9 protein-coding genes are annotated in these 12,292 nt (G+C 68.8%); all 9 read right to left on the bottom strand.

From position 1 onward, the window contains the following. Positions 1 to 3: 3 nt before the first annotated feature. The 9 genes from rodA to ADK57_RS19345 all read right to left on the bottom strand — a co-directional run bounded on the left by rodA (position 4) and on the right by ADK57_RS19345 (position 12,078). The gene (gene rodA / locus ADK57_RS19385; RefSeq protein ID WP_053750734.1) at positions 4 to 1,203 is read right to left on the bottom strand and encodes a rod shape-determining protein RodA; all 1,200 of its coding nucleotides are present in this window, start codon (positions 1,201 to 1,203) and stop codon (positions 4 to 6) included. Further along, positions 1,200 to 3,446, bottom strand: a complete 2,247-nt coding sequence (gene mrdA, locus ADK57_RS19380) for a penicillin-binding protein 2 (protein WP_053750733.1) — start codon at positions 3,444 to 3,446, stop codon at positions 1,200 to 1,202. Before mrdA ends, rodA begins: the two co-directional genes overlap by 4 nt. Positions 3,447 to 3,591: 145 nt before the next feature. Next, positions 3,592 to 4,272, bottom strand: coding sequence for a rod shape-determining protein MreD (gene mreD / locus ADK57_RS19375; RefSeq protein ID WP_053750732.1), 681 nt, complete (start codon positions 4,270 to 4,272; stop codon positions 3,592 to 3,594). 12 nt (positions 4,273 to 4,284) lie between these two features. Then, positions 4,285 to 5,232, bottom strand: a complete 948-nt coding sequence (gene mreC / locus ADK57_RS19370) for a rod shape-determining protein MreC (protein WP_053750731.1) — start codon at positions 5,230 to 5,232, stop codon at positions 4,285 to 4,287. Positions 5,233 to 5,372: 140 nt separating this feature from the next. Beyond that, positions 5,373 to 6,392 carry a rod shape-determining protein gene (locus ADK57_RS19365; protein ID WP_030601536.1) on the bottom strand — a complete coding sequence of 340 codons (1,020 nt, stop codon included), beginning with the start codon at positions 6,390 to 6,392 and terminating at the stop codon, positions 5,373 to 5,375. A gap of 267 nt (positions 6,393 to 6,659) precedes the next feature. Further along, positions 6,660 to 7,073: a nucleoside-diphosphate kinase gene (ndk, locus tag ADK57_RS19360; RefSeq protein WP_053750730.1), complete on the bottom strand. Its 414-nt coding sequence runs from the start codon at positions 7,071 to 7,073 to the stop codon at positions 6,660 to 6,662. Between the two features lie 107 nt (positions 7,074 to 7,180). Beyond that, positions 7,181 to 7,537, bottom strand: a complete 357-nt coding sequence (locus ADK57_RS19355; protein WP_053750729.1) for a DUF4233 domain-containing protein — start codon at positions 7,535 to 7,537, stop codon at positions 7,181 to 7,183. Between the two features lie 8 nt (positions 7,538 to 7,545). Further along, the gene (gene folC / locus ADK57_RS19350) at positions 7,546 to 9,000 is read right to left on the bottom strand and encodes a bifunctional tetrahydrofolate synthase/dihydrofolate synthase (protein WP_053750810.1); all 1,455 of its coding nucleotides are present in this window, start codon (positions 8,998 to 9,000) and stop codon (positions 7,546 to 7,548) included. Between the two features lie 453 nt (positions 9,001 to 9,453). Further along, complete coding sequence (locus ADK57_RS19345) at positions 9,454 to 12,078, bottom strand: valine--tRNA ligase (RefSeq protein ID WP_053750728.1); 2,625 nt, start codon at positions 12,076 to 12,078, stop codon at positions 9,454 to 9,456. Positions 12,079 to 12,292: the final 214 nt, after the last annotated feature.

The following is a 12,292-nucleotide window of genomic DNA, read 5'->3' as shown; positions in this document are numbered from 1 at the left end:
GGGCTAGGCAGACATCGGCCGCTGCACCCGGATCGACTGCAGCAGCCCCACGGCCACCCACACGGAGAACATCGACGAGCCTCCGTACGACACGAACGGCAGCGGCAGGCCCGTGACCGGCATGATGCCGAGGGTCATGCCGATGTTCTCGAAGGCCTGGAAGGCGAACCAGGCCACGATGCCGGCGGCGACGATCGTGCCGTACAGCTCGGTCGTCTCGCGGGCGATGCGGCAGGCCCGCCACAGCACGACACCGAGCAGGATGATGATCAGGCCGCCGCCGAGGAAGCCCAGCTCCTCCCCCGCGACCGTGAACACGAAGTCGGTCTGCTGCTCCGGCACGAACTGGCCCGTGGTCTGCGAGCCGTGGAAGAGGCCCGAGCCCGTCAGACCACCCGAACCGATCGCGATGCGGGCCTGGTTGGTGTTGTAGCCGACGCCCGCGGGGTCGAGGCTCGGGTTGGCGAAGGCGGCGAAGCGGGCGATCTGGTAGTCGTCCAGGATGTGCAGCTGCCAGACGGCGATCGCGCCGGTCGCGCCCGCGCTGAGCAGCCCGAACACCCATCGGTTCGAGGCGCCGGAGGCGAGCAGCACGCCCAGCACGATGATGACCATGACCATGACCGACCCGAGGTCGGGCATCAGCATCACGATGAGCATCGGTACGGCGGCCAGCCCGAGGGCCTGGAGCACGGTCCGGTGGTCGGGGTGGGGCTTGTCGCCCGCGTCCACGCGGGCCGCCAGCAGCATCGCCATGCCGAGGATGATCGTGATCTTCACGAACTCGGAGGGCTGGAGCGAGAAGCCGCCGCCCAGCACGATCCAGGAGTGCGCGCCGTTGACCGTCGAGCCGAGCGGGGTGAGCACCATCAGGATCAGGAACACCGAGGCGCCGTACAGGATCGGCACGGCCGTACGCAGCGTGCGGTGGCCGAGCCACACCGTGCCGAGCATCAGGGCGAACCCGATGCCGGTGTTCATGATGTGGCGGATCAGGAAGTAGTACGGGTCGCCCTGGTTGATCTCGGTGCGGTTGCGGGTCGCCGAGAAGACGAGGAGCGAGCCGATGCCCGAAAGGGCCAGTGCCGCCAGCAGTATCGGCCAGTCCAGCCGGCGGGCGAGCGAGTCACGGGCGAGCAGGCGGGTCCAGCCCCCGCGCTCGGGTCCGTAGCCGGAGACCTGGAAGCTGTTCACGCCGGTCATGTGAGCATCCTTCGGCTTCCCCTGGCACGCCGTCGCCGACGCGCGTTCCGGTTGCCCGTGGTGGGCGTCGCCACCGTGGCCGCCAGCTGCTGCACGTCGGGCTCGTCCGCGCCCTTCTGGCTGGCCTGCTGGTCCTTGGCCGGGTCCTTGGCGATCTTCGGAGAGGTGATCGAACCGTCCGTCTTGATCTTCGGCAGGCTCTTCTGCGGAGTGGGCAGCAGCGCGTTCTTGGGGTTGATCGTGCCGTCCTCGGAGACGCCGTACAGCGCGTTGTAGATCTTGCGTACGGCGGGGCCCGAGGCGCCGGAGCCCGTACCGCCCTGGGAGATGGTCATGACGACCGTGTAGTCCTTGGTGTACGTGGCGAACCAGGACGTGGTCTGCTTGCCGTAGACCTCGGCCGTACCCGTCTTGGCGTGCATCGGGATCTCGTCCTGCGGCCAGCCGCCGAACCGCCAGGCGGCCGTACCGCGGGTCGCGACTCCCGCGAGGGCATCGTTTATCTCGGCGAGCGTCTTCTTCGAGTCCGGCAGCTTGCCGTGCGCCTTGGGCTTGATCTCCTGGACGGTCTTGCCGTCGGCGCTGATGATCGCCTTGCCGACGGTCGGGTCGTAGAGGGTGCCGCCGTTGGAGATCGCCCCGTAGATCGTCGCCATCTGTATCGGCGTGACGAGCGTGTCGCCCTGGCCGATGGAGTAGTTGACGGAGTCACCGGCGCGCATCTTGTTGCCTTCGAGGCAGTTCTCGTAGGCGATCTTCTCGGCGTAGGTGCCGTCCTTCTTGCCGTACTTGCACCAGGCGTCCTTGTTGGCCTTCCAGTAGTCCTGCTTCCACTGGCGGTCGGGGACGCGGCCGGTGACCTCGTTCGGGAGGTCGATGCCGGTCTCCTTGCCGAGGCCGAACAGGTGGGCGGTCTTGTAGAACCAGTCGTTGGCCTTCTTCTTCGGGGTGTTGCCGCCGTCCCGCTGCCATTCCTGGTGGGCCAGGCGGTAGAAGACGGTGTCGCAGGAGACCTCCAGGGCGCGGCCGAGGTTGATCGGGCCGTACCCCTGGGACTCGAAGTTCTTGAAGACCTGGCCGCCGATGGAGTACGAGCTGGAGCAGTCGTAGTTCCCGTCGAAGGAGTAGCCGGCGTTGACCGCGGCCGAGGTGGAGACGACCTTGAAGATCGAGCCGGGGGCCGCCTGGCCCTGGATCGCACGGTTGAGCAGCGGGTAGTTGGAGTTCTTGCCGGTGAGCTTGGCGTAGTCCTTGGCGGAGATGCCGCCGACCCAGGCGTTCGGGTCGTACGTCGGGTTGGAGGCCATGGCGACCACGCGGCCGGTCTTGGCCTCCATCACCACGACCGCGCCGGAGTCCGCCTTGTAGTTCTCGCCGGTGTTCTTGTCGAACGTCTTACGGGCCTCCTTCATGGCCTCGTTCAGTTCGTACTCGGCGACCCGCTGGACGCGGGCGTCGACGCTGGTGACCAGGCTGGAGCCGGCCTCGGCGGGCTCTGCCTCGGCCTCGCCGATGACGCGGCCGAGGTTGTCGACCTCGTAACGGGTGACGCCGGCCTTGCCGCGCAGCTCCTTGTCGTACTCGCGCTCCAGGCCGTTGCGGCCGACCTGGTCGGAGCGCAGGTAGGGCGAGTCGGTGTCCTGGGCCTTGGTGATCTCGTCGTCGGTGACGGGCGAGAGATAGCCGAGGACCTGGGCGGTGTTGGCCTTGCCGGGGGCGGCGTAGCGGCGTACGGCCTCGGGCTCGGCGGTGATGCCGGGGAAGTCCTCGGCGCGTTCGCGGATCTGCAGGGCCTGCTTGGCGGTGGCCTCGTCGGTGATGGGGATCGGCTGGTACGGCGAGCCGTTCCAGCAGGGCTGCGGCGTCTTGGAGTCGCACAGCCGGACCTTCTCCATGACCTCCTGGGGCTTCATGCCCAGCACGCCGGCCAGCTTGGTGAGGACGGCCTTGCCGTCGTCCTCCATCTTCAGCAGGTCGGTGCGGGAGGCGGAGACCACCAGCCGGGTCTCGTTGTCCGCGAGGGGCACCCCGCGCGCGTCCAGGATGGAGCCGCGTACGGCGGGCTCGACGACCTGCTGGACGTGGTTGCCGGACGCCTCCTTGGCGTACTCGTCGCCTTCGCGGATCTGGAGGTACCACAGGCGCCCGCCGAGGGTGCCGAGCAGGGAGAGGACGAGGATCTGGATGACGACGAGCCGGATCTGGACCCGTGGGGTCCGGCCGGTCTCGGGGATGTTGGTCATGGGCGCAGCCCATTCGTTGGAAGGGTGGTGGCGGGCGACGGGTGGGCGGTCACTGCGGCTGCCTCCCCCTCTCAGTGTGTGTATGTGTCATATACGACGGACCTGTGAGGCCTTGCCTCCGGTACGGCCGTCAACCCCCGTGCGATCACAGCCGCTTGACCCCCTTGATGCGGCCGGCACGCGCCGTGCGGGCCCGGGCGGCCTTCACCTTCAGCCCGCCGAGGCCGTTGCGCTGGCCCCCGATCCGCAGCCCCGTGCCCGAGGAGAGCCAGCCGGAGGAGATGTCGGTGCCCTTGGCGGCGGACTTGGTCTCGGCAAGGGGGTCGTTCTCCGCGCGGCGGGCCAGCGCCATGATGCCGGGCACGACGAACGGGGCGAGCAGCAGGTCGTACAGCGCGGCCGTGAACAGCAGGCTGCCGAGGCCGACATGGCGGGCGGCGGTGTCGCCGACGAGGGCGCCGACACCGGCGTAGAGCAGGGTGGTGCCGACGGCGGCTGCGACCACGACGACCATGGGGCCAGTGGCCGACTTCAGCCGGCCGTTGTCGGGTTTCGCCAGGCCCGCGAGATAGCCGATGACGCACAGCACGAGGGCGTAGCGGCCGGCCGCGTGGTCGGCGGGCGGGGCCAGGTCGGCGAGGAGTCCGGCGCCGAACCCGACGAGGGCGCCGCCGACATGGCCGTACACCATGGCGAGGCCCAGGACTGTCAGGAGCAGCAGGTCGGGGACGGCGCCCGGGAGATGGAGCCGGGAGAGGACGCTCACCTGGAGGACCAGGGCCACGACGACCAGGGAGACGGACAGCAGGATCCGGTTGACGCGCATGGGCTACAGCTCCTACTGCTCTTGCTGGATCTGGCCGTCGACCGGCGCGTTCGCGGACGGGGTGACCGTCACCGTCACGGTCGGCGTGGGGGTTGCCTTGGGCTTGGCGGGCAGCACCGTGTCGCGCGGGTCCTTCTTCGGGGCCTCGACGACGATGCCGACGATGTCGAGCTTGGTGAAGCTGACGTACGGCGTGACGTAGAGGGTGCGGGTGAGGTCGCCGGCGGAGGGGTCGACGCGGGAGACCACGCCGACCGGGACGCCGGGCACGAAGGGCTTGTCGGCCTGCGAGCCGAAGGTGACCAGGCGGTCGCCCTTCTTGACCTCGGCCTTGCCGTTGAGGAGTTCGACGCGCAGCGGGCGGTCGCCCTGTCCGGAGGCGAAGCCGAGCTCGTCGCCGGCCTCCATGCGGGTGCCGACGGTGAAGTCGGGGTCGCTGGCGAGGAGGACGGTGGCGGTGTCGGGCCCGACGGTGGTCACCCGCCCGACCAGCCCGTCTCCGTTGAGGACGGTCATGTCGCGCTTGATGCCGTCGTTGGCTCCGACGTCGACGGTGATGGTCCAGGAGAAGCCCTGGGCCGCTCCTATGGCGATGACCTCGGCGCCCTTGATGCCGTACTGGCCGGCGCCGGAGAGCTTCAGCATCTTGTCGAGCTGGGCGAGGCGGCTGCGGTTGCGGTCGTCGCTGCCGAGCTTCGCTTCGAGGGCCGCGTTCTCCTTCTCCAGCTCGGCGAGCCGGTCGTGGCGTTCGCCGGAGTCACGGATGGCCGATACGGCGTTGCCGACCGGATCCACCGCGGCCGACACCCCGTCCTCGATCGGGCCGAAGACCGTGGCCGCGCCCTGGCGGGCACCGTCGACCGGTGAGTCCTCCCCGCCACGGATGTCCACCGTGATCAGCGCGAACGCGATGGCGACCAGCAGCACCAGGAGCAGCCGGCTCTCTCGTGTGTCCCTCACGTGCGGCGGCCGTGCCCTTCCTCATAGGAATTCGTGTGCAATGTTTACATGTCAGCGCTTATGGGCGAGCTTATGCCTCAATACCAACGAGCCGCCGTACGAGTGGAGATCGTCTCGTACGGCGGAATCGAAGAGTTGCGTCATCTGCGCGGCTGGGCGTCCAGCACCTGCTGCAACGCCTCGAACTCCTCGACGCATTTACCGGAGCCGAGCGCGACGCTGTCCAGCGGGTCCTCGGCGATGTGGATCGGCATGCCGGTCTCGCGGCGCAGCCGCTCGTCGAGCCCGCGCAGCAGCGCACCGCCACCGGTAAGAACGATTCCGCGGTCCATGATGTCGCCGGACAGCTCCGGCGGGCACTTGTCGAGGGTCGTCTTGACGGCGTCCACAATGGCGTTGACGGGCTCCTCGATCGCCTTGCGCACTTCGGCGGCCGAGATGACGACGGTCTTGGGCAGCCCGGAGACGAGATCCCGGCCGCGGATTTCGGTGTGCTCGTCAGCGTCGAGGTCGTACGCCGAACCGATCGTGATCTTGATCTGCTCGGCGGTCCGCTCACCCAGCAGGAGCGAGTACTCCTTCTTGATGTGCTGGATGATCGAGCTGTCCAGCTCGTCGCCCGCGACACGGATGGACTGGGCGGTGACGATGCCGCCGAGGGAGATGACCGCGACCTCCGTGGTACCGCCGCCGATGTCCACCACCATGTTGCCCGTGGCCTCGTGGACCGGCAGGCCGGAACCGATGGCGGCCGCCATGGGCTCCTCGATGATGTGCACCTGACGGGCGCCGGCCTGGGACGACGCCTCGATGACGGCACGGCGCTCGACCCCCGTGATGCCCGAGGGCACACAGACGACGACCCGCGGACGAGCCAGATAGCGCCGCTTGTGAATCTTCAGAATGAAGTAGCGGAGCATCCGCTCGGTGATCTCGAAGTCGGCGATCACGCCGTCCTTCAGCGGACGTACGGCAACGATGTTGCCGGGCGTGCGCCCGATCATCTTCTTCGCTTCGGCGCCGACCGCGAGGATGCCACCGGTGTTGGTGTTGATCGCGACGACGGAGGGCTCGTTGAGTACGATCCCGCGACCCCTGACGTACACCAGCGTGTTGGCGGTCCCGAGGTCGACAGCCATGTCACGGCCGATGAACGACATTGAGTTCCCCATCAGGATTCTTCTGGCCTTCCCACTGGCTTTTGAGGGCTTTTCAGGTAGGCGAGGTGGGTGCTGTGACGTGAAGGCTTCCATCGTAGACGCGCCTTCGCGAACACTGCGTGAGGGTCTCCGCCATTGTCAGCAGATGCAGTGTGGGTTCGCTTGTGGAGACGGGCGTTCGGGGGCACTCGTTCCCTCGATCGCCACGCATATGCCAGAAAGTCCGGGGACAAACGCCCCCAGACTCTCACTTCGCCGCCGCGGGCGCTACGCGCGGCCGGGGAAAAAGATCTTCACCTCACGTTCGGCGGACTCCTCGGAGTCCGAGGCGTGGATCAGGTTCTCCCGCACGATCACGCCGTAGTCGCCGCGGATGGAGCCGGGGGCGGCGGCGATCGGGTCGGTCGGACCGGCCAGCGCCCGCACACCCTCGATGATCCGCTCGCCCTCGACGATCAGCGCCACGACCGGACCGGACGCCATGAACTCCACCAACGGCTCGTAGAAGGGCTTGCCCTTGTGCTCGCCGTAGTGCTGCTCCAGGGTGTCCTGGTCCAGGGTGCGCAGCTCCAGCGCGGTGATCTGCCAGCCGGCCTTGCGCTCGATACGGCTGATGATCTCGCCGGTCAGGCCACGACGAACGGCGTCGGGCTTGAGGAGGACGAGGGTGCGCTGGCTCACGACGGGGCTCCTTCGGATCAAGGATTGTGCGGGATGCTGAGATTACAGGGCGTGTCCGGTCTCCTGTTACGCAGCGTCAGGTGTAGAGGGACAGGCGGGAGACGGGCTCACACCGGGTCCGGCGTCGAGGCGTCCGCCTGCGCCGCGAATCTCGCCTTCGCCTCGTCGATCTTCCGGCCGTAGTGCACGGACGCCCACCACAGGGCCGCGAAGATCGCGCCCAGGAAGAACATCGTCGGGACGATGACGCCGGAGGCGATCAGGGCGATCTGGAGGGCCCACCCGAGGGCGACGCCGCCGGGGCGGGTGACCATGCCGCACAGCAGCAGGCACAGGAACATGGCGATGCCGCTGACCGTCCACACCGTGGTCATGGGCAGGTCGGGGTCCTTCATCGCGACCAGCGCGGCGAAGCCGATGATGAAGACCTCGCCGATCAGGGTCGAAGCACAGAGCGTACGCATGCGGAGTCTCAGCCCTTCCCCAGCAGCAGCCGGGCCTCGCCGACGGTGATGACGGAGCCGGTGACGAGCACACCGCCGCCCGCGAACTCGCCCTCCTCCTCGGCCAGCGTGATCGCGGCCTCCAGGGCGTCCGGCAACCGCGGTTCGACCTGCACCCGCTCCTCGCCGAACACCTCGACGGCGATGCCCGCGAGCTCGTCGGCGTCCATCGCGCGATGGCTGGAGTTCTGCGTGACGACGACCTCGGCGAAGATCGGCTCGAAGGCCTCCAGCAGCCCTCGTACGTTCTTGTCCCCGCTCGCCCCGACGATCCCGATCAGCCGGCTGAAGTCGAACGCCTCGCCGACCGCCTCGGCGGTGGCACGGGCACCGGCCGGGTTGTGCGCGGCGTCCAGGACGACGGTCGGCGACCGCCGTACGACCTCCATCCGGCCCGGCGAGGCCACCGCCGCGAAGGCCTTGCGGACGGTGTCGATGTCGAGCGGCTCGGGCCGCTGCGAACCGACACCGAAGAACGCCTCGACGGCGGCGAGGGCGACGGCCGCGTTGTGGGCCTGGTAGGGGCCGTGGAGAGGGAGATACACCTCGGTGTACTCGCCGCCGAGCCCGCGCAGGGTGAGCAACTGCCCGCCGACGGCGATCTGCCGCGCCAAGACCCCGAACTCCAGCCCCTCGCGGGCCACCGTCGCATCGACCTCGACGGCCTTCTTCAACAGCACCTGGGCGGCATCGACCGGCTGCTGCGCCAGGATGACCGTCGCGTCCTGCTTGACGATGCCGGCCTTCTCGGTGGCGATCGCACCGGCGGTCTCTCCGAGCCGGTCGGTGTGGTCGAGGTCGATGGGGGTCACGACGGCGACGTCCCCGTCGATGACGTTGGTGGCGTCCCAGGACCCGCCCATGCCCACTTCCACGACGGCGACGTCGACGGGAGCATCGGCGAAGGCGGCGTACGCCATCCCCGTGAGCACCTCGAAGAAGGACAGCCGGTACTCCTGCTGCGAGTCGACCATCTCGACGTACGGCTTGATGTCCTCGTACGTCTCGATGAACCGCTCGGCGGAGATCGGCGCGCCGTCCAGACTGATCCGCTCGGTGATCGACTGCACGTGCGGCGAGGTGTACCGCCCGGTGCGCAGCTCGAAGGCGCCGAGCAGGGCCTCGATCATGCGGGCGGTGGAGGTCTTGCCGTTGGTGCCGGTGATGTGGATGGAGGGGTACGACCGCTGCGGCTCCCCCAGCACGTCCATCAGCGCGGCGATCCGGCTGACGGAGGGCTCCAGCTTGGTCTCGCCCCAGCGGGTGGCAAGCTCCGCCTCGACTTCCCTCAGGGCCTTGTCGACCTCGGGGTCCGTCGGCCGCGCGGGCACGTCGGCCTCCGGCGCAGCGCCCTGCGTGCGCAGGGTACGGCTGCCGGCCTCGATGACCGCGAGATCCGGGTCCCGCTCGGTCTCGGCCGCCATGATCTCGTCGAAGTCACTGCTGTCGTGCGGGGGCTGCTCACTCACGGGGTCAGTCTACGGAGGGTGGGGGGTGGGTGCGGGTCGGCGGGGGTGAGTGTCCCTGGGGGCGCCGCCCCCAGACCCCCGGCCCATGCCCACCCACCACCCGACTCGGTCGGCCAGAAGGCACCCCTCACCCTGAGGGCTGCGCCCCCGGAACCCGCTGCCCTTGCACGCGCGCAGCCGTCCCGCGTAACCGCGGGCAGTCGTGCCGCAAGGCCGCACGGGTGGGCGCGGCGGCGGGCGCCGGGCTGCGCGACGCGTCCCGCTCAACCGCGGGCAGTCGTGCCGCAGGGCGGCACGGGTGGGCGCGGCCGCACCCCGTGGCGCCGGGCTGCGCGACCCACCCCGCGGCGACCGAAGGCCCCCGGAACCTGACAGCGGCGGGGGCCTTCACCGACGTACGCGAACCGCCTACGCCTCCGGCAGCCGGTCCAGCTGCGCGGCAATCCGCGCCATGTCCTCGTCCGCCTTCGCCAGCCGCGTCCGGATCTTCTCCACCACGTGATCCGGAGCCTTCGCCAGGAACGCCTCGTTGCCGAGCTTCGCGTTCGCCTGCGCCTTCTCCTTCTCCGCGGCGGCGAGGTCCTTGGCCAGCCGCTTCCGCTCGGCCGCGACATTGATCGTGCCGGACAGGTCGAGCGCCACCTCGGCACCGCCGACCGGCAGGGTCGCCGTGGCGGTGAAGGCGTCGCCCTCCGGCTGGAGACGCAGGAGTTGACGGATGGCAGCCTCGTGCGGGGCGAGCGCCGTGCCGTCCAGCGCGAGGCGGGCCGGGACGCGCTGACCCGGCTGCAGACCCTGGTCGGCGCGGAAGCGGCGGACCTCGGTGATGACCTGCTGGAGCGTCTCGATCTCCTTCTCGGCACCCGTGTCACGGAAGCCGCTGTCCGAGGGCCACTCGGCGATGACGAGGGACTCGCCCCCGGTCAGCGTGGTCCACAGCGTCTCCGTGACGAAGGGGACGACCGGGTGCAGCAGCCGCAGCGTGACGTCCAGGACCTCACCGAGGACGCGCTTCGAGACCTCGGCCGCCTCGCCGCCCGCCTGGAACGTCGTCTTCGACAGCTCGACGTACCAGTCGAACACCTCGTCCCACGCGAAGTGGAACAGGGCGTCGGAGAGCTTCGCGAACTGGTAGTCCTCGTAGAACGCGTCGACTTCGGAGACAACGGAGTTGAGCCGGGACAGGATCCACCGATCGGTCGCCGACATCGCCGAAGGCTCCGGCAGCGGCCCGTCCACCGTCGCGCCGTTCATCAGCGCGAAGCGCGTCGCGTTCCAGATCTTGTTGGCGAAGTTGCGGGAGCCCTGGACCCAGTCCTCGCCGATCGGCACGTCGACACCGGGGTTCGCGCCACGGGCCAGGGTGAACCGGAGCGCGTCGCTGCCGTACTTGTCCATCCAGTCCAGCGGGTTGACGACGTTCCCGAAGGACTTCGACATCTTCTTGCCGTTCTGGTCACGGACCATGCCGTGCAGGGCGATGGTGTGGAACGGCGGGGTGCCGTCCATCGCGTAGAGGCCGAACATCATCATCCGGGCGACCCAGAAGAAGAGGATGTCGTAGCCGGTGACCAGGACGGAGTTCGGGTAGAACTTCGCGAGCGATTCGGTCTGTTCGGGCCAGCCGAGCGTGGAGAAGGGCCACAGGCCGGAGGAGAACCAGGTGTCGAGGACGTCGGTGTCCTGACGCCATCCCTCACCGGTGGGGGCCTCGTCGTCGGGGCCGACGCAGACGACCTCGCCGTTCGGGCCGTACCAGACCGGGATCCGGTGGCCCCACCACAACTGCCGTGAGATGCACCAGTCGTGGAGGTTGTCGACCCAGTCGAAGTACCGCTTCTCCATCTCCTGCGGGTGGATCTTGACCTTGCCGTCGCGGACCGCGTCACCGGCTGCCTTCGCCAGCGGGCCGACCTTGACCCACCACTGCATCGAGAGGCGGGGCTCAATGGTGGTCTTGCAGCGCGAGCAGTGACCGACCGAGTGGACGTAGGGCCGCTTCTCGGCGACGATCCGGCCCTCGGCGCGCAGCGCGGCGACGATGGCGGAACGGGCCTCGAGCCGGTCCTGGCCCTGGAAGGGGCCGTGGGCGGTGATGACGGCGTGCTCGTCCATGATCGTGATGGCCGGCAGGTCGTGGCGCTGGCCGATCTCGAAGTCGTTCGGGTCGTGGGCCGGGGTGACCTTGACGGCACCCGTGCCGAACTCGGGGTCGACGTGCTCGTCGGCGACGACCGGGATGGAGCGGTCGGTCAGCGGCAGCTTGATGAGCTTGCCGACCAGGTGCTTGTACCGTTCGTCCTCGGGGTGAACGGCGACGGCCGTGTCACCGAGCATGGTCTCGGCACGGGTGGTGGCGACGACGATCGTCTCGTCACCGTCGCCGTACTTCATGGAGACGAGCTCGCCGTCGTCGTCCTGGTACTCGACCTCGATGTCCGAGATGGCGGTCAGACAGCGCGGGCACCAGTTGATGATGCGCTCGGCGCGGTAGATCAGCTCTTCGTCGTAGAGCCGCTTGAAGATGGTCTGGACGGCCTGGGAGAGTCCCTCGTCCATGGTGAACCGCTCACGCGACCACGCGACACCGTCACCGAGGCGACGCATCTGCCCGCTGATCTGACCGCCGGACTCGGCCTTCCACTGCCAGACACGCTCGACGAACGCCTCCCGGCCCAGGTCGTGGCGGGACTTGCCCTCCTTGCCCAGCTCGCGCTCGACGACGTTCTGCGTGGCGATACCGGCGTGGTCCATGCCGGGCTGCCACAGCGTCTCGTAACCCTGCATCCGCTTGCGGCGGGTGAGGGTGTCGATGAGCGTGTGCTCGAAGGCGTGCCCCAGGTGGAGCGAGCCCGTGACGTTCGGTGGCGGAATGACGATGGTGTACGGAGGCTTGTCGCTCTTCGCGTCCGCCTCGAAGTAACCCCGCTCCACCCAGCGCTCGTACAGCGGCCCCTCTACATCGGCCGGCGCGTACTGGGTCGGCAGTTCGGAGTTGGGCGCTGGTGGCTGCTGCTGAGCGTTCTCGGTCACGGGCTCAGTTTAGGGGTGTCACCGGGCAGTCCCGAAACGCGTTTGTTCTGTAACGGTGGGGCCCCCGATGCCTTGCGTTGCCTGTGGCTGCGCCAGGATGTCAGGAACACATAAGTATCTGGAGGGGAACCCAGAAATGAGCTACAACCAGCCGGGCCCGTACGGCGGGCAGCCCCAGCAGCCTGGACCGTACGGTCAGCCGGGTCCCTACGGC

The sequence above is a fragment of the Streptomyces sp. MMG1533 genome (assembly GCF_001279775.1).
In the GTDB taxonomy this organism is placed as follows: Bacteria; Actinomycetota; Actinomycetes; order Streptomycetales; family Streptomycetaceae; genus Streptomyces.
The sequence above is the reverse complement of the archived record's forward strand: the minus strand, read 5'-3'. Positions and strand labels throughout refer to the sequence as shown.